The sequence below is a fragment of the Paenisporosarcina sp. FSL H8-0542 genome, assembly GCF_038632915.1.
Taxonomy (GTDB): domain Bacteria; phylum Bacillota; class Bacilli; order Bacillales_A; family Planococcaceae; genus Paenisporosarcina.
Genome location: NZ_CP152050.1, coordinates 2,715,344 through 2,741,738, shown reverse-complemented (window position 1 = coordinate 2,741,738; position 26,395 = coordinate 2,715,344). Strand labels below are relative to the sequence as shown.

At 38.3% G+C, this 26,395-nt stretch carries 25 protein-coding genes; 18 read left to right on the top strand and 7 right to left on the bottom strand.

Annotated features, from left to right (window positions below; genetic code table 11):
• The first annotated feature begins 143 nt into the window (after positions 1-143).
• Positions 144-890: a YqcI/YcgG family protein gene (locus MHH33_RS13960; protein WP_342542075.1), complete on the top strand. Its 747-nt coding sequence runs from the start codon at positions 144-146 to the stop codon at positions 888-890.
• A gap of 347 nt (positions 891-1,237) precedes the next feature.
• Complete coding sequence (locus tag MHH33_RS13955) at positions 1,238-2,233, top strand: SEC-C metal-binding domain-containing protein (RefSeq protein WP_342542074.1); 996 nt, start codon at positions 1,238-1,240, stop codon at positions 2,231-2,233.
• A 98-nt stretch (positions 2,234-2,331) separates the two neighbouring features.
• Here the strand turns inward: MHH33_RS13955 and MHH33_RS13950 are convergent, their stop codons facing one another.
• Entirely contained in the window at positions 2,332-3,237 is a 906-nt protein-coding gene (locus tag MHH33_RS13950; protein WP_342542073.1) for an LCP family protein, read from the bottom strand.
• A 211-nt stretch (positions 3,238-3,448) separates the two neighbouring features.
• Here MHH33_RS13950 and MHH33_RS13945 point away from each other — a divergent pair, with 211 nt between their 5' ends.
• Complete coding sequence (locus MHH33_RS13945) at positions 3,449-3,721, top strand: excalibur calcium-binding domain-containing protein (RefSeq protein WP_342542072.1); 273 nt, start codon at positions 3,449-3,451, stop codon at positions 3,719-3,721.
• A gap of 61 nt (positions 3,722-3,782) precedes the next feature.
• On the opposite strand, the gene MHH33_RS13940 is transcribed toward MHH33_RS13945, so the two are convergent.
• The gene (locus MHH33_RS13940) at positions 3,783-4,658 is read right to left on the bottom strand and encodes an SDR family oxidoreductase (protein WP_342542071.1); all 876 of its coding nucleotides are present in this window, start codon (positions 4,656-4,658) and stop codon (positions 3,783-3,785) included.
• A 627-nt stretch (positions 4,659-5,285) separates the two neighbouring features.
• Between MHH33_RS13940 and MHH33_RS13935 the strand changes: the two genes are divergently transcribed.
• Positions 5,286-6,008 carry a gamma-glutamyl-gamma-aminobutyrate hydrolase family protein gene (locus MHH33_RS13935; RefSeq protein ID WP_342542070.1) on the top strand — a complete coding sequence of 241 codons (723 nt, stop codon included), beginning with the start codon at positions 5,286-5,288 and terminating at the stop codon, positions 6,006-6,008.
• Positions 6,009-6,094: 86 nt separating this feature from the next.
• On the opposite strand, the gene MHH33_RS13930 is transcribed toward MHH33_RS13935, so the two are convergent.
• Positions 6,095-7,594: a UDP-N-acetylmuramoyl-L-alanyl-D-glutamate--2,6-diaminopimelate ligase gene (locus tag MHH33_RS13930; RefSeq protein ID WP_342542069.1), complete on the bottom strand. Its 1,500-nt coding sequence runs from the start codon at positions 7,592-7,594 to the stop codon at positions 6,095-6,097.
• 257 nt (positions 7,595-7,851) lie between these two features.
• On the opposite strand from MHH33_RS13930, the gene MHH33_RS13925 reads away from it, so the two are divergent.
• The 5 genes from MHH33_RS13925 to MHH33_RS13905 all read left to right on the top strand — a co-directional run bounded on the left by MHH33_RS13925 (position 7,852) and on the right by MHH33_RS13905 (position 13,318).
• Entirely contained in the window at positions 7,852-8,811 is a 960-nt protein-coding gene (locus MHH33_RS13925) for an NAD-dependent epimerase/dehydratase family protein (protein WP_016428117.1), read from the top strand.
• Positions 8,812-9,904: 1,093 nt separating this feature from the next.
• Entirely contained in the window at positions 9,905-10,735 is an 831-nt protein-coding gene (locus MHH33_RS13920) for an STAS domain-containing protein (protein ID WP_342542067.1), read from the top strand.
• Between the two features lie 141 nt (positions 10,736-10,876).
• Positions 10,877-12,166 (top strand): general stress protein, encoded by a 1,290-nt coding sequence (locus tag MHH33_RS13915; protein WP_342542066.1) that lies wholly within the window; start codon positions 10,877-10,879, stop codon positions 12,164-12,166.
• Between the two features lie 247 nt (positions 12,167-12,413).
• The gene (locus MHH33_RS13910) at positions 12,414-12,584 is read left to right on the top strand and encodes a hypothetical protein (protein WP_342542065.1); all 171 of its coding nucleotides are present in this window, start codon (positions 12,414-12,416) and stop codon (positions 12,582-12,584) included.
• A 167-nt stretch (positions 12,585-12,751) separates the two neighbouring features.
• A complete protein-coding gene (locus MHH33_RS13905; RefSeq protein ID WP_342542064.1) occupies positions 12,752-13,318 on the top strand; it encodes a C40 family peptidase in 567 nt (188 codons plus the stop codon).
• A gap of 152 nt (positions 13,319-13,470) precedes the next feature.
• Here MHH33_RS13905 and MHH33_RS13900 read toward each other — a convergent pair whose 3' ends face one another.
• Entirely contained in the window at positions 13,471-14,025 is a 555-nt protein-coding gene (locus tag MHH33_RS13900; RefSeq protein ID WP_016428112.1) for a biotin transporter BioY, read from the bottom strand.
• Between the two features lie 298 nt (positions 14,026-14,323).
• Here MHH33_RS13900 and MHH33_RS13895 point away from each other — a divergent pair, with 298 nt between their 5' ends.
• The 3 genes from MHH33_RS13895 to MHH33_RS13885 all read left to right on the top strand — a co-directional run bounded on the left by MHH33_RS13895 (position 14,324) and on the right by MHH33_RS13885 (position 17,750).
• Positions 14,324-14,758, top strand: a complete 435-nt coding sequence (locus MHH33_RS13895) for a MarR family transcriptional regulator (RefSeq protein WP_342542063.1) — start codon at positions 14,324-14,326, stop codon at positions 14,756-14,758.
• Positions 14,759-14,765: 7 nt separating this feature from the next.
• The gene (locus MHH33_RS13890; protein ID WP_342542062.1) at positions 14,766-16,334 is read left to right on the top strand and encodes an MDR family MFS transporter; all 1,569 of its coding nucleotides are present in this window, start codon (positions 14,766-14,768) and stop codon (positions 16,332-16,334) included.
• Positions 16,335-16,829: 495 nt separating this feature from the next.
• Positions 16,830-17,750, top strand: a complete 921-nt coding sequence (locus MHH33_RS13885) for a DMT family transporter (protein WP_342542061.1) — start codon at positions 16,830-16,832, stop codon at positions 17,748-17,750.
• A 155-nt stretch (positions 17,751-17,905) separates the two neighbouring features.
• On the opposite strand, the gene MHH33_RS13880 is transcribed toward MHH33_RS13885, so the two are convergent.
• Together MHH33_RS13880 and MHH33_RS13875 are read right to left on the bottom strand one after the other, a co-directional pair.
• A complete protein-coding gene (locus MHH33_RS13880) occupies positions 17,906-18,133 on the bottom strand; it encodes a hypothetical protein (protein WP_081637793.1) in 228 nt (75 codons plus the stop codon).
• A 58-nt stretch (positions 18,134-18,191) separates the two neighbouring features.
• Positions 18,192-18,746 carry an XRE family transcriptional regulator gene (locus tag MHH33_RS13875; RefSeq protein ID WP_342542060.1) on the bottom strand — a complete coding sequence of 185 codons (555 nt, stop codon included), beginning with the start codon at positions 18,744-18,746 and terminating at the stop codon, positions 18,192-18,194.
• Positions 18,747-19,036: 290 nt separating this feature from the next.
• Here MHH33_RS13875 and MHH33_RS13870 point away from each other — a divergent pair, with 290 nt between their 5' ends.
• From MHH33_RS13870 to MHH33_RS13850, 5 genes are all read left to right on the top strand, one after another.
• Positions 19,037-19,696 carry a GntR family transcriptional regulator gene (locus MHH33_RS13870; protein WP_342542059.1) on the top strand — a complete coding sequence of 220 codons (660 nt, stop codon included), beginning with the start codon at positions 19,037-19,039 and terminating at the stop codon, positions 19,694-19,696.
• A 7-nt stretch (positions 19,697-19,703) separates the two neighbouring features.
• Positions 19,704-20,879 carry an aminotransferase class I/II-fold pyridoxal phosphate-dependent enzyme gene (locus MHH33_RS13865; RefSeq protein WP_342542058.1) on the top strand — a complete coding sequence of 392 codons (1,176 nt, stop codon included), beginning with the start codon at positions 19,704-19,706 and terminating at the stop codon, positions 20,877-20,879.
• Between the two features lie 50 nt (positions 20,880-20,929).
• Complete coding sequence (locus MHH33_RS13860; protein ID WP_342542057.1) at positions 20,930-22,549, top strand: M20/M25/M40 family metallo-hydrolase; 1,620 nt, start codon at positions 20,930-20,932, stop codon at positions 22,547-22,549.
• A 559-nt stretch (positions 22,550-23,108) separates the two neighbouring features.
• On the top strand, positions 23,109-23,324 hold the full coding sequence (locus MHH33_RS13855) for a hypothetical protein (protein WP_342542056.1): 216 nt from the start codon (positions 23,109-23,111) through the stop codon (positions 23,322-23,324).
• A gap of 178 nt (positions 23,325-23,502) precedes the next feature.
• Complete coding sequence (locus tag MHH33_RS13850; RefSeq protein ID WP_342542055.1) at positions 23,503-23,718, top strand: hypothetical protein; 216 nt, start codon at positions 23,503-23,505, stop codon at positions 23,716-23,718.
• 128 nt (positions 23,719-23,846) lie between these two features.
• Here the strand turns inward: MHH33_RS13850 and MHH33_RS13845 are convergent, their stop codons facing one another.
• Positions 23,847-24,848, bottom strand: a complete 1,002-nt coding sequence (locus MHH33_RS13845; protein ID WP_342542054.1) for an NERD domain-containing protein — start codon at positions 24,846-24,848, stop codon at positions 23,847-23,849.
• Positions 24,849-25,037: 189 nt separating this feature from the next.
• Between MHH33_RS13845 and MHH33_RS13840 the strand changes: the two genes are divergently transcribed.
• The gene (locus MHH33_RS13840; RefSeq protein WP_342542053.1) at positions 25,038-26,087 is read left to right on the top strand and encodes an S-layer homology domain-containing protein; all 1,050 of its coding nucleotides are present in this window, start codon (positions 25,038-25,040) and stop codon (positions 26,085-26,087) included.
• Positions 26,088-26,395: the final 308 nt, after the last annotated feature.

Genomic DNA, 26,395 nt, shown 5'->3' with positions numbered 1-26,395 from the left:
TGTTATTCCCGTAACGGTAATAAATTAACATAAAAAGAAAGAAAAAATTTTTCAATATTTAGATGAGATTGTTTCGAATCAAAGGTAGAGGGTATTTGATTAATAAAATATGACATACATGCTATTTGGTGGAGGGAATTTGGATGATAAGAAAGGAACTGGCTTTATTGACAAAAGAGGATTTTTCTACACGATCGGATCTACCACAATGGTTACTCGATGAATATCAAACTTTTCATAATACAGTTACGGATAAAACTTTTCCCTGTTATTTCGGGATGAGTGGAGAGTTAAAAGGCGAATTGCGTTATGGCTATATCACACAGGACGATTGGTCAAATCTACCCAAAACGTTGGAAGGTTTCTTGGACTTGTTTAATAACCCTAAACATAAGCGTCATGGCTTATTTGTTTTTGTTGAACCATTTGAAGTCGAAGGCAAATTAGAGCAATACCGCAAACAATTTTGGGACATTCTTCAGTATTTACACGAAGTCGACCCAGTGGAATGGCCTGAAGATGCACCACGGAATCCAGCCCACCATTTATGGGATTTCCGTTTTCATGGGGAACCTATTTTTGTTTTTGGTAATGCTCCAGCTTACAAACAAAGAAAAACACGACATTTAGGTAACTCCATGGTGCTCGGTTTCCAGCCACGAAAAATATTCCAAGGGTTAGAAGGTACTGAAAAAGGTGGCATCATGTCCCGCGAAAAAGTACGCGAACGCGTAGAGGCATGGGACCACCTGCCAACGCATCCGGATATCAGCCATTTCGGTGATCCAGAGCATAATGAATGGAAACAATTCTTTATCGGAGACGACATTGAACCCATTAAAGGGAAATGTCCATTTAATCATAAAGCAATGAAAACCGTTGAAAGTTAATTTAGTCATGCCTTTTGTAATTAGGTCAAGATTTGTTTAAATTTATTGAAACGAGAATAGAATGTACCTGAGCGAGAATAGTCGACAGGAAACCGCGAATAGAGAACCTGGATTCGCGAATAGATCTGAGGAAACCACGAATAGACAGAAAAATCATCAAAAAGTATCCAACTCTTGTTGTATGACAATTTTGTTTACAGCTAATCCCTGTCAGCGTGCATATCTTAATAATGAATTTATCCATATCCGCGCTATTCCGTAAGTCCCACATCCTTCGTACCCTGTATTCATGCTGGATTGCATGTTACACTAGGGCGTAAACTTTATTAATCGAAGGACGTGTTTGAATGGTAGGACGTAATGATCCGTGTCCATGTGGAAGCGGGAAAAAATTTAAAAAATGTTGTGAACGCAATCAGGAGCCATCAATTGAAGCTGTTCGTTCGGAAGAGTTGGATAGAATGCTCCAATCATTTTATGACGAGTATCCCGAACGCAAGGATTTTCCAGCATTGCTAAGTGTAATTAAGGAATGGAAATCGAAGCTAGAGAAGTATTTGCTTGAAGAAATGATAGAAGCTATTGCAATCGATGAATTCTTCTTCCATCATAAACCAGAAATCTGGTTGAAATATGTTGAAAAGCAACAAAAGAAAGCGGTGCGACCATCTGTTATCAATGTTCTGGAGCATTGGAAAACGCCTTCCGTACTTTTGGGAGAAGTCGTAGAAGTAGCACAAGAGTTTATGAAAGTAAAAAATATCCTTACGAATGAAACACTTTATTTAAAACGTGAAAGTGAAAAGCCTGTTCCTGTTGGCGTGCATGTTTTCTGCTTCATGCTGCCGGATATCAGTTTAAAAGACAATCACTTCTTGGCGGTTTCAAGCTTAATATTCCTCCCAACTGACCATCGGGATGTTATCAATACCTACGCACAAACAAATGCTGTCAGTACAAAGGAAGAGGCAGCCAACTTCTTGCAAACACACCTCATCGATTTTTGGGAACTATTAGGGGCAAACGGTTACGCTGGCGGCGAATTTACCGATTTTGAAGCTGGTATCCTACTTGAAGTAATGGATCGACTCGAGAAACAAAATCGTAATCCTAAGCAATTGTTGAATATCATCGAAGATTATTTGGTAACTAATCAACCGAATGCCAGAAAAGAAGCGGCCGTAGCTGCAGGTGCCATTCGATTTGGGCAAGAGCATCAATTGTTTGAAGGACCATATTGGAGCGTTAAAGAAATAGCTGAGTGGTATGGAGTATCAACTCATTCATTAAATAAATATTATAAAGATATTAATGAATTTTATTCAGTAACGTTAGCTAATTAATTTGTAAATCCCGCCTCTATTTAAAATAGGGCGGGATTTTTTAAAATTGCATCAGAAATCATACAAATAAGCTTCTTCAATTTTGAATAGAGCTTTTTTCAATCTTTCAATTCTAAATGTGTCTGCAATTGTAGCTGTATCTTTTCAAGTTCATGTGTATCTAACACGTAATACCAGACACCATCCGAAATTTGCCCATGTCCTTCTTGTAAAGAAAGTGATTCTAGATGACTAAAAGCCTCTTTATAATCTTTAAAAATTTTCTTCATTTCATCAAACGTTAAATTCGTGTGCACATTGTCGCCTGCAACAGCTAACAATTCTTTATATTTCCACACACTATTGAAAGATTTCAGTTTGTTGAAAATAGCATTAAGTACTATTTTTTGACGTTCTTGTCTTCCGAAATCCCCATTTGGGTCATCATACCTCATTCGAACGAATGCCAATGCTTGTTCACCTTGTAAATGAATGGGACCAAGTTGATACTTAAAATCATCCACTTCAAAAGTTAAATTGTTTTCTACGTCTACACCTTCAACGGCATCAACTAAACCGATAAATCCTTCCATATTAATCGAAACTGTATAATCTATAGGAATCTGCATTAAATTTTCAACGGTAGCTTTGACCATTTCTACACCACCAAAAGCATAGGAGTGATTAATTTTATCTTCTTTGTTCAATCCGATCAATGTTGTATAGGTATCTCGAGGGATGCTAATGATTTTCGTCGTATTATCAGTTGGATTTACGGTGACTACAATCATTGTATCCGCTCGTCCTCTGTCGTTTTCTCTCTCATCCACTCCCAATAACAGAAAAGAAAGTGGGGGCTTCTCTTCAATTAGTATAGGCGTAGATCGGAAAGTAGACTCAGGAAATTTTAAGGGTTCGTGCATTTGTTCAACTGTGGATTCAACAGTTGAATAGACATGATAAATTGCAAATCCTGTAACCAGAAATAAGAAACTAACGATCGTGATAAGCTTATGACCCAACATCCATTTCACTTGTATTTCAACACCTCTCTTCACAATATATCCAGCAATAGTGGCAATTAGAAGTGAGTGTATCGATTTTAAAAGTGATGAAAAAATTAAAAGGGAGATTAGTAAAGCACACTTGATAATTACAAATAAATTAGATTCTCTGGACAAATAGTCTATTTTTAATGTATGATATTGGTAATTAAGTAGTGTTGGAGGAATATTAATGAAAAAGAGAATAACTAGTCTTCTTCTTTCTGTTGCATTAATCGGAGGAATGGTAGGACATACACAAGTGGAAGCAGCTCCTAAGGTGACAGTAAAGGAATATAGTAACTGCAAAGAAATTAATAAGATTTATCCAGGTGGGATTGCACGGTCATCAACAGTGAAAAATAAAGGTGGGGCAACTAAGTACAAACCTTTCGTTAATCAGAAATTGTATGATTTAAATACTAAGAGTGATCGTGACAACGATCTGATTGCTTGCGAACGTTAAACAAATAACCATAAGAAAAAGCACATCTTTGATGATGTGCTTTTTCTTATTTTATGATTTTCTACGAAGTAACGAAGTCTCCACCATTTACATGTATCGTTTGTCCGATCATGTAGCTTGAGTCAGAAGATGCTAAGAAAACGTAAGCCGGAGCATTCTCTGCAGGTTGTCCACGTCTTGCCATTGGTGTGTCGTCTCCCGCCTTAGCTACTTCTTCTTTGCAAAATGTTGCAGGAATCAAAGGGGTCCAAATCGGTCCTGGCGCTACTGCATTCACTCGAATACCTTTATCGATCAAGTTCAGTGCCAGGGAGCGGGTGAATGTAGTGATGGCACCTTTTGTGGACGAGTAATCGATTAAATGTGGCGATCCTCTGTAAGCAGTAACTGAAGACGTGTTGATAATGGTGTCCCCTTTTGATAAATGGGGAAGTGCTGCCTGAGATAAGTAAAACATCGAGAAGATATTTGTTGAAAATGTTTCTTGCAATTGGTCCGGAGTGATTTTCAAGAAGTCCCCTGTAGGAAATTGCTTACCAGCATTATTCACCAATATATTTAGCTGACCAAATTCTGCAATCACCTGGTCAATGGCGTCATGGCAATTTTCATCATCACTCAAATCAGTTGCAATTTTCATCCCTCTACCGCCATATCCTTCAACCAGCTTCACCGTTTTTTCAGCATCATCATGCTCGTCTAAATAGGCGATAGCAATATTCGCACCTTCTTTGGCATAAGCCACGGCAATCGCACGACCGATACCACTATCTCCACCTGTAATGAGTGCCACTTTTCCAGTCAGTTTGCCAGATCCTTTATAATCTATATCGTCGTAAATCGGTTCGGGATTCATTTTTGATTCAATTCCAGGTTGGTGATCTTGGGTTTGACCTTTAATTTCTTCGTGAATTTTTTCGTATTTATCTTTTGCCATGATACGCCTCCTCAAAAATTATGATATATAAAAATTATTCCCTTCACAGGCTGATTCAAACGTGAAAAAACGTTGCCTTTATGACAACGTTTGATTCATACAAGTTTCTTAATAGTGATTGCTGCGTTTAAGATGATCTCATCACTTTCGATATCAGTCTGTAAGTCTACATAAGTAGAAGATGATGTTTGATTTCATATTGTCAATTTACTATTAGATTCTAAAGTAAGAATGACTAAACCAGTATTAAGGAGGGGGATATCCTTCAGGAGAGATGAAGGTAGTATGCGGAATCGGATTATTATTTATGATAATGGAGAATTTATTTCGATGAAGACCCGAAATTTGAAAGTGGATTTCGTATACTCCTGCTTTTTCAATCAAAATTTCTGCGCATCCTTCCTTATGCGAAAAGCTATCTGTAAGAATGCCATTTCCTATTTCCAGTATTGGGACCGTTAGTGTCTCCCTCGAACTATTTATTGAAAGTTTTTCCATTGGCGATGGATTTAACTTCCTCATTCAACACATAAATGATGACATTTGGAATATTTAGTTACGTTTTTCCTGAATCTAAGAGGGTAGATAAAGGAATAAGAACTTTTATTAATAGAACGGAGAATATACATGAAACCAATTGTTGGAATTACCGCAGAAATTACAGAGGGAGGAGGATATTTCATGCCCAGCATCTATCCAGATGCTGTGACACAGGCAGGTGGAATTCCTTTAGTGATTCCTCTTATTCCGGGAGAAGATATCGATGCACTTTGTGAACAAATTGATGCACTGTTTGTAACAGGAGGGGAAGATATAGATCCTTCTTATTATGACCAAGATCCTCATGTGCATTTAGGGAAAATCGCTCCACGTTTGGACGCGATGGAGCATGCTTTAGTGCAAAAAATGTTGGAGCTTGATAAACCATATATCGGTGTATGCCGCGGTTTACACATGTTAAACGTTGCAACAGGAGGTTCTCTCTACCAAAGTATTCACTCTCAAAGAGAAGAAGCAGTAATGCAACATAAACAACAAGCAGAGCGTACTCATCGTTCTCATCCAGTAAAAGTAGACAAAGATAGTCGAATGTTTGAAATGCTTAAAGAAGAAGAGTTCAGAGTGAATTCTTTCCACCATCAAGCCTGTCATGAAGTAGGTGGACCGTTAAAAGTAGTAGCACGAGCTAAAGATGGCATCATTGAAGGCGTGGAAAGTACGGAGCATTCCTTCGTTTTTGCTTTTCAATGGCATCCAGAGGAATTTGCAATAGCTGGAGATGAACCGTCTAAACGAGTCTTTAAGGCATATATTGATGCAGCGATTAAACGAAAAGAGAAGAATAACTAAACCAAAAAGAACTGCCGGCTTATTGGCAGTTCTTTTTTAGTTTCATTTAAGAAACAAAAAACCTGTTGGCGCGAGGCCAACAAGTTTTATACGCTCAATTTTGTATTGTAAAAATAATTGTGAATAATTTCTTCATCCGAATGAGGAATATATTCCCCTTTTACAATTTGGGAGCCGTTTATACATCCACTCGTCAGTAAAACAATATCACCAGGTTCACTTGCTTCCAACGCTTTCATAACGCCCTCATGTCTTGAAGAAGCGGTCAAAACTTCTTGTAAATATGGTTCGGTAAAACCCTTCAGGACAGCGTCAACAACATTCCAAGGATCATTATAGCCAGGATGATCAACTGTGACAATCAACGCATCTGCTTTTCCTTCTGCTGTTTTTGCCATTTTGGGCATCTTAGAGAAATCTCTAATGCCTATTCCAGTAATTAAAGTGATTAATCGGTTATGAGGCAATTTTTTTACAGCCCGCATAATCGCTTCTAATGCAACAGGTGTATGTGCATAATCCAAAACGATTGTTCTATTTTCAGGACCGTGAATAACTTGGAAGCGGCCATCTACTTGTTGCATCTTGGGGAGGACTTGCAATATTTCCTGTAGGGAGACATTCGCAAATAAAGCAGCACCAATCGCGGAAACTAAATTACCTACATTATATTCCCCGTAGATGGGGACATTAATACGATAAGTCTGGTCTTCGTAAATTAAATCGAAAGACATTCCATCAAGATGATGCTGTATGTTTGTCCATACTAAATCTGCATTGGATTCCACATTACTGGAATATGTCAGTATAGATCCTTGTACGGCTTGAATAATGTCTTGACTCATCCCGTCATCGTCCAAATTAATAACACTTGCTTTCGCCTGTGTAAACAATCGAAGCTTGCACATCTTATAATGTTCGAACGTCTTATGATATTCCATGTGCTCTTCTGAAATATTTGTATGAATTGCTACATCAAATTCAAATCCACTTACACGATGCTGATCTAATGCAATCGAAGACACTTCCATGGATGCCGCTTTGTCCCCATGGTTCACAAGCTCAGTGAAAATAGCTTGTACATCCGACGACATCGGGGTGGTAGGCGTGCTTTTCTTGATATGAAGTTGTTCATCTGAAGTGAAAATGCCATTCGTACCGAGCATCCCACAAGGCAAACCGAGTAAATTTAATAAGTTTCTTACATATGTAGCAACTGTTGTTTTTCCATTCGTACCGGTAACACCGACTTTGAATAATTTATCTGAGACATAATGATTAAATTCAATCGCTATAAAAGCCAAGGCTTCCTGTGAATCATGCACTAATACAAAAGATAATAGGGGATGGGAAGAAGCATAAGATTCGAGGGTACTTTTGTCTGAACCTACGATAGTGGTAGCGCCGTTTTGAATTGCTTCATCTATGTATAAGTGACCGTCGGTTTCTTCTCCTATAATGCAAAAAAAGGCATACTGATTTTGTACATCTCTTGAATCGTACACAATCCCAACCGTTAGCTGCATAGACGGTCCATATACGTGGAGCGCTTTTATTTGAGGAAGTTGAGTCCATTGAATATCCATGAAATGCTCCTTTATCTTCAATAAGATTAGGTAAGTTTAACATTGCACGCATTGAATCTATAGCACAGTTCGACAAAATGCGAGTATTTTCCCACACGGTTTGCTACTCCATACCCTATATCCATTTTTATATCTAACTAAAACGTCCTATGTCGTATTTAGTATGCTTTAAAAACAAGAAGCAATGCTTTAACTGAAATTTTTAAAGGTTTTTTTTAATATGCGAAGAAATTGTAAGAAGTAGAGGAGATGGGAAAATGAAAATTTTAGTGCTTGGTGGAACATCTTTTGTAGGACGTCACTTAGTGGAAGCGGCAGTCAAAAACGGACATGAAGTGGTATTATTTAACCGGGGAAAAACGAATCCTGAAGTGTTCAAACAGTTAAGGCATATTCAAGGAGATCGGCGGAAAGATGCGGAGAAGTTACGTGAAAAAGAGTGGGATGCAGTCTTAGATACATGTGCTTATTCTCCTCAAGACCTGCATCCAGTGATAAGCGTATTGAAAAATAAAACAAATCGTTATATGTTCATTTCGACCATTTCGGTTTATGACGATTACAAAAAAGGCAGACCTAATGAGTCAAGTTCTACTTTTGCACAAAAAATCGAGTCAGATGAAGTGACTGGTGAAACTTATGGACCATTAAAAGTTATGTGCGAAAAATTAATCAACGAAACCTTTAAGGACCGTGCATTGATTATTCGTCCATGTATCGTTGTAGGTCCGCATGATCCTACAGACCGATTCACGTACTATGCGAAAAGGTTAATGGAAAACGGGAAAGTTGCTTTACCCGGTGGGAATGAACCTCATCGCATGGTCCAATGGATTGATGTAAGGGATATGGCTAGTTGGATTGTGCAAATGATTGAAAATGGGACAACTGGTACATTTAATGCAGCTTCAAATCCACTGTCAATGGAAAAATTCATTGACAGTATAACGACAGCTACAATTGAAAAACAATGGATTCCTGACGCCGTTTTGGAATCAACGGACTTGGGTTCCCGAAGATATCCTTTTTGGGTATCCATTTCACAAGACTATCCCGAAGGTTTTATCATTGTTGAAAATCAACGAGCAATCGACAACGGGCTGACCATTAGACCTTTAGCCACGACTGCACAGGATACAAGACAATGGGCAATAAATCGAGAGTTAAAGGCGGGGCCGACAATTGAACAAGAGCAGTCGCTTCTCAAAAACAAGTAGTAGATTAGACATAAGAAACCTTTGAGAAGTGCAAAAAATAGTGTATACTTAAATTAGAAAGACTAGGTGTGTCAGCACCTAGTCAACAATCGCTAATGTACAAAATAGCGGTTGATCCAGATTAATTCAGAAAAAGCCGTCTCGCCTAATCAGTGGGGACGGCTATTTCTTTTTAGCGAAAAAAATGACTAATGATACAACGATTGAAAAGCCCCCGATCATTACAGTTGCAAGCTGCATAAGCAAACTCATCGATTCAAAACTTGTCATAGGCATCACCTCCATTCCCTGGAAGTGATCATCCGCTACCTGTCATCTACAATTGTTTCTTTTATTATAACATAAACAGAATATATGTTCGTATTTTTGTTGAAAAAAAGAACATAATTTTGGTAATGCCAAAGAATATGGGCAAACTTACTTTGGTCATAATCTTTGCGACGAAGCTAACGAAGCGATGCAACGTCCTTTCATGTTTCGAATCTAGCGAAGCGATGCAGAAACAAGAGCATAGATGTTTCACAGATTTCGTTTTAATCACTATGAATTCAATCAAATTATTTCCAAGTAAAACCTTGTTTTTTCAGGAAATCTTTCATATGTTACAGACGGGCTTCCCCTAAAAACTTAGCCATTGATTGGGTACAGTTGGTCCTCTTTTGATTCAGCCGTTATAGCGAAAATTTGTGAGAAAATTGCAACATTCGTTGTTCTGACGATTACATTTTCTGTTGTATCCGCTACAATAGTAGTATCATTAATTACACCAGCAATTTGAAGTCTCTTAAAATCAACAAAACAAACAAATAGCTCCAGCTGTTTTCATTTGTGTCGGTTTTTTTGATAATTGCCCCAATTTGTTCTTGATAACTTCGTCCGTTATCCAAATAACACTATAAGCTTGTACAAAATGAGAACTCGCTGCATGTTGAGCAACTGAAATAAGTTCAAAACTTCTTCTTTTGACAATTTCTTGTTTTTATATGTACGAATTGAGGTTTGAGAAGAAAGTAAATCCAAGACCAACCGAAATCATCTCCTTTCTACATATCGTCACAGAAAGGATTCTAAAATGTGAAGGAGTGCCCTCAGCATGCACAGGAATATGGATCTTTATAAATACTTAATAACAAAAGCCGAAAAATTAACTGATGACTGGTACAAATCGATTGATCAATCTACTGCAGTAGGTGTATATGCATCTAAAGATGCAAAAGATATTAATCGTTTAAAATCTCAAAATTATAGTTTTCATGAACATTTAATTCAGGTTTTTTTGGAAGATGAACATGAATTCTTTAAAGCTTTTGAAGTTTGGTTAAACGAAATTGTTACCGATAATGGTCATCAATCTACACCCACTCATATAATTTTGCAGGAATTCCTCAATGTACAAAGACAATATCTTAGTATGATTGAGAGTTTTGAAAGAGAGAATGAAGGAACTTATACAAAAGAACAAATTTATTCATGGAATCATATTATTCTAAAAGCGTTCAGTAGGGTTATGACTAGATTTGTAGAAGTACACGATCAGCTATCTTTGCGAAGGCTAAAAAGTCAGCAAGAATTGATTAATGACTTGAGTGCTCCGGTGATTAAATTACATCAAGATGTTGGTTTACTTCCTGTAGTGGGTGAAATCGATACGCAACGAGCTAAATATTTGTTGGAGAATACATTGATGGAATGCACGAAAAAATGCATTACTCATTTGTATGTAGATTTATCAGGTGTAAATGTAATTGATACAATGGTAGCCATGCAAATTTTCCAATTAATAGATGCATTGAAGATTGTCGGAGTTAAGACTACATTATCCGGAGTTCGACCAGAAATCGCTTTGACAGCAGTTCATCTGGGTTTGAACTTCAAAGACATCCATATAGCTGGAAATCTATCCCAAGCATTACAAATGAAATAGACTAAGATAAACCTGTGCTCAGCTGAGCACAGGTTTTTTTGTGCAATCATATTACAGTCTGATTAAAAGTTTTCAAAAGTGTTTAACTTTAATAAAGCGTTGGGTAGATAGAATGTAAATCAAAAAATAGGAGGTAACCCCATGAACTTTGAATCAAATCGTAAAATTGAAGTTGCTCGTACAGAGGATGAAATGTATGAAAAATTAGAACAACTAAAAGCACAAGGTTATTCCGAGAGTGATATACATGTCATTTCAAAAGATCATGCACACATGAGTACATTAAATCGCTATTCTGAAGTTTCGACGCATGAAGCGGGTACATTCATGGATAAATTCAAATCATGGTTTACGGGAGAAGATTCCGTTAAAGAAGGTCTGAGGAAATTAGATTTAAATGACGCAGAAACTGATCGCTATTCAAAAGATGTTGCTAGTGGTGGGTTTTTACTGTACACCGATGCATCGCTAAACGATAGAGTCACAGATTCTCACCAGAATGAGTTTGAAGAAGGCTATGATACGTTTGGATCAACTGGAAACAGTTATGAATCTTATCATGGAGAAGAGCGGGCAGTTCAACCAATTGAACCAGGTTTCGAAGACACGACTCGTAACGAAGCGACAAGACATTCAAATGAGTTTACCGCTTCAGCACGTACAGACTTTGTTGAATCACGATTCAATGAAACAGATAAAAATCTTACTGGAGATTCCACAACCTTTAGTGCAGAAGAACCGCGAAGCGAAATGACTTTTGACAGTGGTAAAAATCCTCAAAGAGAATATGCTAAAGAAAAGGGATTTGAACCGTCAACAAATGATTTTGTTAATGAGACAGATGGTCGTTTCGACGAACCTACAGATCGTTTTGGGCGAGGAGAAACTTTCGCTACGGATCCATATTTGGCCAAAGAAGAAGACCATATTGGTCATTCAATGCAGGAAGATAGAATGGTTCGGGAGAATCGTCCGAATATTCAGGATACGATTAAGAATGAACAACAGACAGATGGATTCCAATCTCCTGGTGCAGACCCTAATTTAGGACCTGCAGCATTTGGTAGTGAATTAAATAATGATAAATCCACTGAGGAAATGAAACACGATTTTGATAGAGATCCTCGAACGGAAGAAAAACGAGTTTTTGGGACTGAGTATACAGCAGGTAAACATAACGAACCAACTAATCAATCTGAAGAAAAAGCTTTAAATAAGTACAACACATCCGAAGAGCCAGAGTATAGAGAAACTGGTTACGAAAATGAAGGACATGGCAATGCATTTGCATTCGACACGAATTCTACTGAGAATGAAATTCCCTTAGGTGGTGTCGATGAAGATGAAGATGTTACAACGAATCAATATGAGGAAAGCTTAGATAGAGATAAATATCTTCGTGAAGTTCCCCCAAACAGCAAATTATTTTAATAAATGGTAGCCATGCTGCCCATACTATTGCTATAAGATGACCTCCTTATAGAAAAACCCCTTACAGAATTCAGCGGCTGTAAGGGGTTTTGTGCGTTTAGAATATTGGCGATAGTAGAATGAAAATCCGTCATATAAATGATGTTTCCAACAAGTCCGCCTAAGCTGACTTTCAATAGGAGAATGGGAAAATATATTTACTTCTGTTGAGAATGGATTAAAACTGCTTAATAATCATTGGAATTACTTGAAGAGTGATAGTCAAAAGAAAATCGGTGTACTTTCAAATGATTTGTCGATGAAAGATGGAGTAATTAAGTCGATTTTGAGTGGACATACAGCCAATAACATAGTTTCTGAAAAACTAAGAAATTGTGTGAAGCTGCTATTGGCAATTGTCCTTTCTACCTGTAAATGACAATAGTCTCCAAATATTTCCCGGGCAATAACAAATCACGAGAGTAATTACTGACAAAATTATTCTTAATACGAGTTGTTTCTATAATATAAATTATATTGACTGAATTTTCGTATTTTAATATGATGAGTATAAGATTTTCAGAGATTAGATGGGGGATAGAGATAGTGAAGAAAAAAATAATAATAATTTGTCTAATGTTATCGACTTTCAGTTTAACTTTAAGTCCGATTGTAGAGGCATACAGCACAACAAAAACACATACTTCAACTATGGCACAGTTAAAGAAATCTTCTATTTTCAAGAAAAAAACTCAAACAGTTGAGCCGATTGCCAAACCAGTTTCTATAACTGGACAAGCAGTATATGCAAATATTGCTTCGATCGCTCCTAACTTTGTCGGAACGCCATATGTTTTCGGTGGGAAAACGCCTGCTGGCTTTGATTGTAGTGGTTTTATTCATTACGTTCATCAGTTTGCGGGGCTGGATATACTTCGGATGAGTAGTGAAGATTATTTCAAATTATCATCCAAAGTGAATGTACCTGTAGTAGGTGATTTAGTATTCTTTAAAGATACATACAAAGAAGGAATTTCCCATATGGGCATTTATATGGGAGAAAATACATTTGTTCATGCCGGATCAAAAGGTGTAGAAATCACAAAACTTGATAATCCGTATTGGCAACTACACTTTGTCGCGTTTAAACGTTTTAATGTTGTAACGGACTAAATGAAAACAAGCACCGGAGTGAGTATCTCCAGTGCTTGTTTTAACTTTCCGTTATGTAAAATAGTTCCTTGAGAATCGAAAACTCGATGGGCGTAAATAACCCATATCTACAAAGCTCTTTTTTAGATACGGGGTTAATCAATTGTCTTCGCTTATGAAATTGTAGCTGGTAATAGCTTTGCAGATGTTAGACGTTTACGAACTAGAATCCCTGTAGTTGCAGCAAGTATTGCTTTAATTATTCCCACCAGAATAAATGGAGTTACACCGCCAGTTAAAGCTGCAGTCCAACTTAGTTCAGCGACGAATTTCAACCAAACAGCACCAAATGATAGAGTAATAATCATCGCAATGATATTTGCGATGACAGCATTTTTAACTGTAAATCCGAATCGCTCCAGTAGCCAGCCTATTAAGAAGGCTGCTGGAATGAATCCAATTATATAGCCTCCAGTAGGACCAAAAACTACTCCGATCCCTGATGACATTTCACTAAATACAGGTAATCCTGCAATTCCCAACATTATATAGACTAAGACGGACAATACCCCATAACGCTTGCCTAAAATGGTAGCCGCCAGTCCAACAGCAAGGGTTTGTCCAGTAATTGGAACTAGTGGAAGGGGAATAGTTATTTGTGCCATAATCCCAATAATTGCTGCGAATAGAGCGGTAACAATTAACATCTTAAGGTGTTCGTTTCTCATATGTATAACCTCTTTTCATTAAGTGAACTATTTATTAATTTTAGTTAACACAAATAGTATCATAATAATATTCTGCTATTTCGTCAATACTTGCTTAATATTATATATATTTGGGTCAAGATTTATCAGTCCTGCCTTATTCACTCTATTTGACAGGTTTCTGTTGAATGGATTTTTTTGTGTGCACAATTTTGACTTTTGTTTTGGAAAGCAACACAATTTGACAACTGTCAGTTCCAAGCTTACTATACTAAAGTAGTTAAGTTACTAAACTATTTAATGTTGAAGGGGTTTTTCCATGAACGATCGCAAAGAAATAATTCAGGAGTTTGTCCGATCTTTCCGCTATTTAATAAGAAGTACTCGACAAGATTTTGCGGTCGAATTTGAAGGATATATACCATTTAATGAATTTACGGTCCTACGTGCATTGGAAGAAGATCGTACACTTCGTGTGTCCGATGTGGCACGAAGATTGAATTCAACCAATAGTTATGTCACATTGACGAGTGATAAATTGGTGCAAAAAGGATATCTCATCCGCGAACGCAATGATTCAGATCGACGTACGGTTTATATGACTTTGACTGATGAAGGATTAACGCTCGTGAAGAAAATGGACGAAATAATGTTTGCATATTTCAGTAAAACGTTTGGCGATATTTCAAATGAAGAAATGCTCTCAGTCATGAATATTCTTCAGAAAATTAAGCCAAACGAGAGAAAGGTTTGATTTCTACATGGAACATTTAAAACAAAAAGAAAAAGTAACTATTATGATTGCGATTATTGGGGCACTATTTTTTGCAGCAGTTAACCAAACAATCGTCAGCAATGCTTTGCCAAAAATCATTTCTGATTTAGGTGGTTTGAATTATTACAGTTGGGTATTTACCAGCTTTATGTTAACGAGTGCTATTATGACAGTCGTTGCTGGTAAACTTTCGGATATCTATGGAAGAAAGCCGTTTTTTCTGATCGGTATTTTAATATTCTCTGTTGGCGCATTTTTGTGTGGCACATCCGCTTATATTGAACAGTTGATCATTTATCGTGCCATCCAGGGTGTGGGTGCAGGCCTTATTATTCCTACAGCCTTTGCGGCAGTGGGAGACTTGTTTGCCCCTCGAGAACGTGGAAAATGGCAAGGTATTATGAGTTCTGTATTTGGTATATCCAGTGTTCTTGGACCAACTATTGGTGGATATATTGTCGATAATCTAGACTGGCGATGGGTATTTTGGGTGTTCTTGCCACTAGGTATTGTCGCTTTTGTATTGATATTAAGGCTGTTCCCTAAAACAGAAAGACGCCAAAATGAGACCATTGACTATTTAGGCACTTTCTTCCTTACCGGAACATTGGTTCCAATGTTGCTTGCGTTTTCATGGGCTGGTTCTAAATATGATTGGTCATCAGACATCATCTTGTCGTTATTCGCAGGATCGATTGTTTCCTTGGGGTTGTTTATTTGGGCTGAAAACCGAGCGAAGAGTCCAATATTGCCTTTGCACTTGTTTAAATATGCCAATTTTACATTCTCAAATATTATTGGCTTTGCGGTAGGAATAGGCATGTTCGGTGGTCTCATGTATGTGCCTTATTTCGTTCAAGGCGTACTAGGATATTCCGCAACACATTCCAGCTTCATTTCGATGACCATGACTCTTGGTTTAGTCGGAGCGAGTGCATGGGGTGGACAATTGATTACAAAAACAGGGAAATATAAGCGACAAGCAACTTTTGGTCTGGCGGTTTCTGTCGTTGGTCTATTATTATTGTCCCAAATGGACATGGACATTTCCCAGTGGCTACTTGTGCTTTACTTAATTTTGGTGGGCTTTGGTATCGGAATGGGCTTGACCGTATTTACTATGACTGTTCAGAATTCCGTTGGATCTGAATATTTGGGTGTAGCAACAGCATCTACTCAACTTTTCCGATCCCTGGGAGGAACAGTTGGTGTGGCAGTTCTCGGAACAGTATTGAATACATCGATGAAAGATAAAATGGCTTCATTCGATTCAAGCAATGTACCTGAAGCTGCAAGAGAAACATTAAGCAAATTCCAAAACCCCAATTTATTATTGGATCATACACAACTCGAGTCCATTCGGGCACAGTTACCTGAACAAATGTTGCCACTATTTAATGATTTAATGTTGCACTTACAACAATCATTAACATTTGCTTTATCAAATGTATTTTTAGTAGCGGCAATTGTCATGGCGATCGCTACACTTTTGACATTTACCATTAAAGAAGTTCCTCTGCGCAGTCAAAAGCAAAAACCTAATTTAGAAGAATAAGTCATAATTCATGATAAAACCAGACGATAGAGTATCCATGTGGATGCTCTTTTTTGGGATAATAAGAGTAAGTAAATTTTTAAAAGTATTATATGGAAGAATCGATTTTAGGGCAAAGCTCTTGTGTGGCAAAGTATGTTGTAATAGACAACAATACGATATCGAGAAATAAATCATTTACTTTAGTCAGTTAAAGGATTAAGATGGTTGTTCTATTGTTTTTTAGCTACAATCAACATGCTAAATTATTTAAGGGGTATCTAAAATTATAGAATTGCTATGTCTAGCCCCAAGCGCTAGCTCACACCTTAGCTTCAGACCTTCAGGCGAAAGTAGGCTATCGCATCGGTTCTTGCTCCTGCGGTTACTCGTCGCAAAGGGAATCTTGCTCCTGCGGTTACTCGTCGCAAAGGGAACCTTTCCAGCGCCGGCGTCGGGCTAAAGTAGCGCTTTAGGCTTTTCATAGAAACGAAGAAATGGTGAGGTGAAAACCACGTGAAACAATGGAAAATCTATGGCATACTCGTTTTCGTTATGTTCATATGGGGCTTTAATTTGCCTGCCGTAAAATATTTAGTTAGCGAAGTGCGTCCTGTAACAATGACTGCCTTTCGCATTTTTTTAGCCAGTTTAACCGTATTTTCGATTTTAGCGGTACTTCGCATCGTCAGAAAACCGACAAAACAAGAATGGAAATTCATTGTCCTTGGTGCACTTCTTAATGTTGTGTGCCACCATTACTTTTTGTCGATCGGACTGACCATGACGACAAGTTCGAATGCCGGGTTAATTCTTGGCACAGGTCCAGTACTAACCGCGGTATTAGTGTCAATGATTATGAGGATTTATCCCTCTAGATTGCAATGGGTAGGAGTAATACTCGGATTGTTCGGAGTTAGCGCAACAGTACTAGCTGCAGGAGAAGGAACCTCTGGGTTATCTTTTGGTGACGTATTCGTGTTCCTAGCCATATTGACACAGGTTTTCAGTTACTTGGTTATCAGTAAAGCTGCAAAAACACTGGATCCCAGGTTGCTTACAGCTTACATGTTCTTAATCGGATCATTCGTATTGTTCTTGATCAGTTTGTTCCAGGAACCTGGCGAAATTCGAGCATTTTTAGAAGTTCCACCGATGTTTTGGGTAGCATTCTTTGGAAGTGGCATGATTGGAACAGCAGTTGGACATATGCTATATAACTATTCAGTAGGAAAGGCAGGCCCTTCTAAAGCAGCCATTTTCATGAATTTGAATACATTGTTCACCTTGGTGGGTTCGTCTGTATTTCTTAATGAAACCATCACAAGTCGTCATATTTACGGACTTGTTTTGATTGTCGCAGGCGTAATATTGGGCTCTGGTGCTGCTGAAGATATTTGGAGAAAATATAAATTGAAAAAGTCCCTCTCAGAGTGAGAAGGATATAAAATGAGGGTCTTCCGAATTTGTGGAAGGCTCTTTTTTGATGGGACAAGAAGAATAGAAGAGTCGACACCGCGAATTGAAAGAACAATAACGCGAATAGATCACTCAAAACCGCGAATAAAAAAACCACTCCCAATTGGAAGTGGTCAGTAAGTGCGTTTATTCATTCGATCGGCAACTTGGTATGCGTCGTACATTCCCCATATCCAAACAAGCGGGAAAGTGATGAAGCCAATCAATACGAACATTAATAATGAGTTGATTAGTTGAACGCCAATCAAGATTAAGCCTTTCATGATTTGGCCGTTATATATTTGCCCGACGCCGGTCCAAAAGAAACTTAATACAGCGGCAATGCCTGGGTTTTTTAGCATGAATTATTCCTCCTTTTGATTCCGATACATTAGTATACGGACCACAGGCGAAAAAGATTCAAAAAGGATGAGTCATGGCCCAAATTGCTGTTGCTATTTGTGGACTGACATTTTCAAAACGATGAGGTAGATTGCTGTTGAAGTAAATACTGTCCCCTTCAAAAAGCTCATATACTTCTCCATCGACCTCTACACGAATTTGCCCTGTCAATAAATACCCACATTCTTCCCCCGTGTGAAACATCAAGGGATTTTCTGATTGTTCACCTGGTTCTAAAATCAATTTAAAAAAGTTGATTTGTTTCCCTTGAGTAGGTGACAGGTGTTGATATGTAACATTCGGACGCAGTTGCTTCATTTCAGGCTGTTCATTATTACGTAGAACTGTAACGATTTCTTGCTCTTCTTCTACAAAGAATGTGAAGACGGGAACTTTTAAGCAATGACTCATTTTCCACAATGTATCCAGTGAAGGCGATACTTGTCCACGTTCTATTTGAGATATCATACTTTGGCTGACCCCAGCTTTTTTCGCTAAATCATCCGCAGTAAATCCTTGCGATTTTCTTAAATACCTAATTCTTTTACCAACTTCCTCTTTTGGAAAGTCCATGTTCTAAACCCCCATTCAGTTACTTAATGACGCACACTATCACTTATCTATCATTTTACACAATATGCTAATAAATGGGTTGAAAAAATATTAATAATTCTTAATTAATAATTATTTATTGTTATAAAATATCGTGGATAATTAGTAATACAATGTTGTCTTCATCTGCATTTGATAAATTATGACAGAATTTATCAAACAATCACTCTATACTTTGAGACACCTGTACGTTATAATTCACATATACTGTATACAGAATACAAGTTGTTTTTGAAAGAGGTTGACATCTGTTGAGAAAGATAAAAAAACCCGATTCATTAGCGGATCAAGCCTATGATTTAATCCGCAAAGATATTTTGACGGGTACTCTTGCGCCTAATGAAGAACTGCGTGAAGAAAAATTCGCATTGGAATTGGGCATAAGTCGTACACCACTTCGGGAAGCAATTCGCCGGTTAGCAACTGATGGACTCGTGGTCTTACAAACTGGCAAACCAGCGAGTGTTTCATCCTTCACGAAAGAGGATGCACTTCATCATATGGAAGTCCGTAAGTTACTCGAAACGTACAATATTGAGCAAGTTGCCAAATTTACAACGCCAGAATTTCTTAAATCTCTGAAGAGTAATCTTAAGCTTCAAAAACGGGCAGCGGAGAAAAATGACTTTCATGAATTTATTGAACTGGATCGGGAGTTTCACCTATTATTGGCTGATCAAAATCCGAATACAAAATTATGTGAAATGATTTATACCATCAATACTGGTGTTAATCGTGCCTTTTTAATCCTTGCGAATACGTACCCCGTTTCTGCAATGGAAGCTAGCGGGGAGCATGAAGACATCGTCAACGCTCTTGAAAAACAAGACGTATCTAGTGCCATAAATGCCATGCTGGAACATATGGATAATATTGAAAGAAGATTTCTTCATTACTATGAGAAGGGTTGAAGATTCCATGCCACTTACGATAAATGAGCGCATTACCAAAATTGCCGTTTCAGGCATCCGTCAGTTTTCCAATCAGCTTGTACATTATCCGGATGCAGTGAATTTAACGATAGGCCAACCAGATTTCCCAACACCTGAAGCCGTCAAACAAGCAGGGATTGCAGCTATTTCAAATGACTTGACTGGGTATTCCCATAATGCCGGCATGATTGAGTTGCGCAATGCTGTCAGTCGCTTTTTCTTGGAGAAATATGAATTTGCATATAAAGCGGAAACTGAAGTTATCGTCACAATAGGTGCAAGCGAAGCCATTGATGCGGTTTTCCGAACCATCCTGGAAGAAGGAGACGAAGTGATTTTGCCGGCGCCATGCTATACAGGTTACGCTCCAATCATTACCATGTGTGGTGCAAAGGTAAAGTACTTAGATACTTCAGATACAGACTTCCAACCATCTCCCGAACGTCTGAAAGCTTTAATTAGCGAGAAGACGAAAGCAGTTCTATTCAATTTCCCATCAAATCCGACAGGTGTCACCATTGATTCCAAGCAAATGGATGCCTTGGCGGATGTATTGAAAGAGCAGGAAATCTATGTATTGTCCGATGAAATATACAGTGAAAACACTTTTTCTGGCGAACATCGTTCATTTGGTTCTTATCCAGAATTAAGAGACCGTTTGTTCCTCATTCACGGATTATCAAAATCTCACTCTATGACAGGCTGGCGCATCGGATTTTTATTAGGTCCTGAAGCACTAATGCAACATTGCATTAAAATTCATCAATATAATTCCGTTTGTGCACCAGTTCCAAGCCAATATGCAGCAATCGAGGCGCTAAGCAACAGCAGGGATGTTCCTGCTGAAATGAATAAAGAGTACATTGTCCGCCGTGATTACGTATATGGCCGACTGATTGATATGGGACTTGATGTGGTTAAACCAAATGGCGCTTTTTATATTTTTCCTTCTATTAAAGAATTCGGAATGACGTCCTTTGATTTTGCAACAAGTCTGTTGAAAGAAGGAGGCGTTGCATGTGTGCCAGGCAGTGCCTTCAGTGAATATGGTGAAGGGTTCCTTCGCATTTCATATGCATATGCAATGCCGGTATTGGAAAAAGGAATGGATCGAATGGAAGCATTCATTTCAAAACAAAGGGAATTACTTAAAATCGTATAGGTTAGGGCACCATTAAAAGATATTTGTCTTAAAAACAGGGGGAATACATCATGACAGAACTTATGTGGTCAACACCAGAAGCACTCCGTACCTTGTTATGTGAAGTAGTCAGTTGGAAAAGTATGACGCTATCAGATGGAGAACGAGAATTTCCGTTTAAGGTTCAAGCGAAACTGCAGGATATTCCATACTTCCAAGATCATTATAAAAACATTGAATTAAGCGAGGCAGATCTTGGTCGGAAGTTTCTCACTGCTTTATATAAACATCCAGAAGCGAAAGAAACGATTGTGCTAATTAGTCATTTCGATACGGTTAATACCGAAGAATACGGTGACCTCGAAGCATTGGCTTTTGAACCGGAAATGTTGACGAAAGCCTTGCATGATGTAAAAGAAGAATTGCCTGAAGACGCCCGACTTGATTTGGAATCAGGTAATTATTTATTTGGTCGTGGCACGATGGATATGAAGATGGGTCTAGTATTGCACATGAGCCTTATCGAAAAAGCATGTCATGAACAATGGCCGGTCAATATCCTGTTATTGACGGTTCCAGACGAAGAAGTAAACAGCTCTGGCATGAGAGCGGCAGTATCTAAATTGAATGAATATCGTGAGCAACATGATCTCACATACAAGCTATTTTTAAACAGCGAGCCCGTTTTCGCACAACAACCGGGTGACGATAAATATTATTTGTATTCGGGATCCATCGGAAAAATTATGCCGTCAGCCCTTTTTTACGGCATGGAGACACATGTGGGAGAACCGCTTAGTGGAATTACGGCCAATTATATTGCTTCATTTTTAACGCAGCGTATGGAATATAATCCATTATTTCAGGAAACTGTTCTAGGTGAGAAGACTCCATTACCCGTAACCATTCAGCAAAAAGATTTGAAAATGGAGTATTCAGCGCAGACACCGTATCGTGCGAAAGCATTATATAATGTGTTTCTGATGAAACGCAATGCTGCTGAAATCATGTCGATTTTTGAAGGTGTAGCGAATGAAGCTGCGGATGATTGCAACTCAAGCTATCAAGCGATTTGTACTCGTGAGGATGTAGCACCAGTTGGTGAGATACGGGTATTGAAGTACGAGGAATTGATGAATCACGCAGTTTCGAAATTTGGCTACGATTATGTAGAATTAGTCAAAACGACCGTTCGGGATCAACAGGAATTGGATGATCGTGAAAAATCATTCCGAATCGTTGATACACTGATGATTCAATGTCAGGAGTTGGCACCTGCAATCGTACTCCTTTTTGCCCCACCATATTATCCTGCAGTCAATACGAGTGACGATCCGTTAGTGGAAGAGTGTATGGAATTTATAAAAGAGCTGGGTAAATCGGAATTTAATCTAGCGATTGAACAGATTCATTATTTTAATGGAATCTCTGATTTGAGTTACGTGAACTACGAAGATACAAATGGGGGATGGCAGGTGTTTGAAGCCAACACACCTGTATGGGGCGATACGTACTCCATTCCCTTTAATGAAATGCGAAATCTAAAAGCTCCAGTTCTCAACGTGGGACCCTTCGGAAAAGACGCACACAAACGTACGGAACGGCTTCACATCCAAAGTGCATTCGTTGAATTGCCACAGTTACTCGAGAATTTAGTGAAAAAAGTCCTTTTGGAAAAAATAGAAGCCTGACCCAATCCCTCACTCTCTGAAAGAGTGGGGGATTTTTGTAATACTTTTCAGGATATCAGCTGGGGATATCGAGTGGGGATATCAGGCTGGGGATATCAAGGATTCGCGGGTGGATATCGAGGATTCACCTTGTGATATCTACATTTCAGAAAGGGATATCTTGAAATGTGCCTGGGTTATCTAGGAATCGAATACAGATATCTAAAATTCACGAAATCCGCACAATTTAAACGCGCTGAATTGGTGCCATTTGAATCGCAAATGGCACGTTGCTGAGGGTTTTTCACTGGAATCAAGGATTCGCGGGTGGATATCGAGGATTCGTCGTGTGATATCTACATTTCAGAAAGGGATATCTTGAAATGTGCCTGGGTTATCTAGGAATCGAATACAGATATCTAAAATTCACGAAATCCGCACAATTCAAACGCGCTGAAATGGTGCCATTTGCGTCGCAAATGGCACGTTGCTGTGGGTGTATCGCTGGAATCAAGGATTCGCGGGTGGCTATCGAGGATTCGTTGTGTGATATCTACATTTCAATAGGTGATATCTCAAATTGGCCAGTGTTTATCTAGAAATCGAGTACTCATATCTAAAATTCACTAAATCCACACAATTCAAACGCGCTGAAATGGTGCCATTTGCACCGCAAATGGCACGTTGCTGTGGGTTAATCGCTGGAATCAAGGATTCGCGGGTGGATATCGAGGATTCATCGTGTGAAATCTACATTTCAATAGGTGATATCTCAAATTGGCCAGTGTTTATCTAGAAATCGAGTACTCATATCTAAAATTCACTAAATCCACACAATTCAAACGCGCTGAAATGGTGCCATTTGCACCGCAAATGGCACGTTGCTGTGGGTTAATCGCTGGAATCAAGGATTCGCGGGTGGATATCGAGTATTCGTCGTGTAATATCTACATTTCAGAAAGGGATATCTTGAAATGGCCAGTGTTTATCTAGAAATCAAGGTCTCATATCTAAAATTCACGAAAACCGTACAATTCAAACGCGCTGAAATGGTGCCATTTGCACCGCAAATGGCACGTTGCTGTGGGTTTATCGCTGGAATCATGGATTCGCGGGTGGATATCGAGGATTCGACGTGTGATATCTACATTTCAATAGGTGATATCTCGCATTGGACAGTGTTTATCTAGAAATCGAGTACTCATATCTAAAATTCATGAAAACCGAAAATTTCTTACGGCAAAAAATATGCATTTGGCAGCAAATTGCATGAAGTTTATCAATCAATAATTCTTACTTACAATAGAAAAGCTTCCGGTCATTTCCGGAAGCAAGCTTTTTCCTTTTTGGATAGAAAGCGATGCATTTCTTCAGCATTTACATGATAGATTGTTCCCTTATTTTGACCTGAGTAAGGGAAGTTTGATTTTTTCATAAAATAACCGACCGTATAGGATTTGTCTACACCTGCGAATAAACGTAATTGTCTATTTGTAATCTGATTACCGACCAATGTAAACCAATCTATCATCGTATCGTAAAAAGGGTTGTCAGGAATATGAAGACATGAGGAGCATACATATACTCGATTACTTTTTTTCAATAAGCGGCTCTCACACTTCGGGCAGAAAATTCCTTTCAGAAGATCAGAGGGATGTATTCCATATTTTTGGCATGCAGTTGCGTGTTCGAAAGGTAGATTTGCTTCTTGTAATTTCCTAGAAAGTGTTTGAAATTGATAATGAGTAAGTTGCTGCGGGAGCTTATTTAATTTCCGAAGAATTATAGGTAACTCTTTTGCAGAATGAATACCCCGATTCTCAGCTCCAATTAGTAAGGTGGAAGCAAAGGGGAAACTGACAATTCGATGTACAGGTAATTGTGTATCATGCTTTACAAACCAATCTAGCAAATTCCCGACATAGTAATCTGCTTGAACGGTAGGACAATCCATTGATCTTACGATGCCATCTTTTGTTTGTAATACTTGTCCGACTTGTTGGAAGGATATTGTTCCACTCCAATTCTTTACTTCTATTATTAATGCATAAGCGGTTGTGAATATTAAAATATCAATTTGGGTGGAAGGAATGTCTTTTTCATGGATTCGAATATTGGGAAGTAATATATGGGGGATAGGGAAGTGAATGGTCGATAAGACAGAATCAATATATGCTTCTCCAGCATGACCTGCGTTGGAATTATACAAATCTTGATTAATGTCGGTAAATTGGGGGTGATTTACCGATAATCGACGATGCAATCGCCGAAGAGAAAATAATCCTGCAGGAATATCTCGATTTAGTTGAATAAAAATCATCTCCTTTTTATGAATTTATCAAATATTATGATATCTCACAAGATTTATTAAAACTTATCACCCTACACCAACATAAATCCCTTCAAATTTCAACAATCTTCCAATATCATAGATTTATTTTCGTGCCTCCTTATCCTCATTAAAATTATTCTATTTTTTGGTAGAGTAATATGGAGAGGATGTGGGAGAATGAAACCCGTAAAGTTTATTGTTGCGGCATTACTCGCTATTACTTTGTTCGTTCCGACAAGTAGTCAAGCTGCTGGTTTTCCGGATGTTTCAACGGAACATTGGGCATATAGCTCAATTATAACGCTTTCAAATGCAAAAATAATTAATGGATATAGTAATGGGACGTTTGGTCCGAACAATCAAGTTACCCGTGCACAAGCCGCAAAAATATTGGCGAGTGCGTTAAAGCTACCGCTTGATTCAACTTTCAAAACGAGTTATCAAGATGTACCTTCAACGCACTGGGCATTTAAAGAAATACGCGCTTTAACTGAAAAAGGAATCTTTTCAAATGCGACAACATTTAACCCTGATGCACCATTGAGTCGTGCGCAAATGGCTAAAGTTCTGGTAGTGGCATACCAAATTAAAATTGACGATAATCACCAAGTTACTTTCAAAGACGTGCCACAAGACAACTGGAAACCATTCATTACTACTTTGGCAGAAGTGAAAATTTCTGAAGGAGTTTCATGGAACTATTTCAGTCCGTACGCCAAAGTCACACGTGCGCAATTGTCGGTCTTCATCGATCGTGCGATGACTTGGGATCAAAAACGAGATTCAGGTGTGATTAAGTATGACAGCACAAATAAAGTCTATGTCGATTCCACGCTTGCAATTGATGATACCGCAAAACAAACCATTCACTTGGTGAATCTTGAACGCGCGAAAGCGGGTCTTCCTGCATTAGTGGCAGATGCACCATTATCTAAAATAGCTACAGTAAAAGCGGAAGACATGGTAAAAAACAATTATTTCGATCATACCTCTCCAACGTATGGGAAGCCTTGGGATATGGCTGAGAAGTTCGGCTATAGTTATAGCAGCTTCGGAGAAAACATTGCATATGGTCAACGAACACCGCAGGAAGTTGTAACTGCGTGGATGAATTCACCAGGTCATAAAGCCAATATTTTAAACAAAGACTATACCAATATCGGTGCTGGAATAAAGAAAGATTCAAATGGCCGAATCTATTGGGTTCATATGTTTTCAAGTAAATAGATATGAGAAATTATGTGGCAGTCTAACTTAGACTGCCATTTTTCAATGTTATGAAGGGTGTAACCAATTCCAGATAAGTCAGCACGAAATACAGATATCTACGCACCAAATGTAGATAACAAGTTACTTTGACATCAATTCCAGATAACACACCACGAATTCAAGATAACGCTTATCGAAATCTAGATAAGTCAGCACGAAATACAGATAACGTCGGACGAAATGTAGATAACAATTTACTTCGATACCAATTCCAGAAAACACACCACGAGTTCTAGATAACGCTAATCGAAATCTAGATAAGTCAT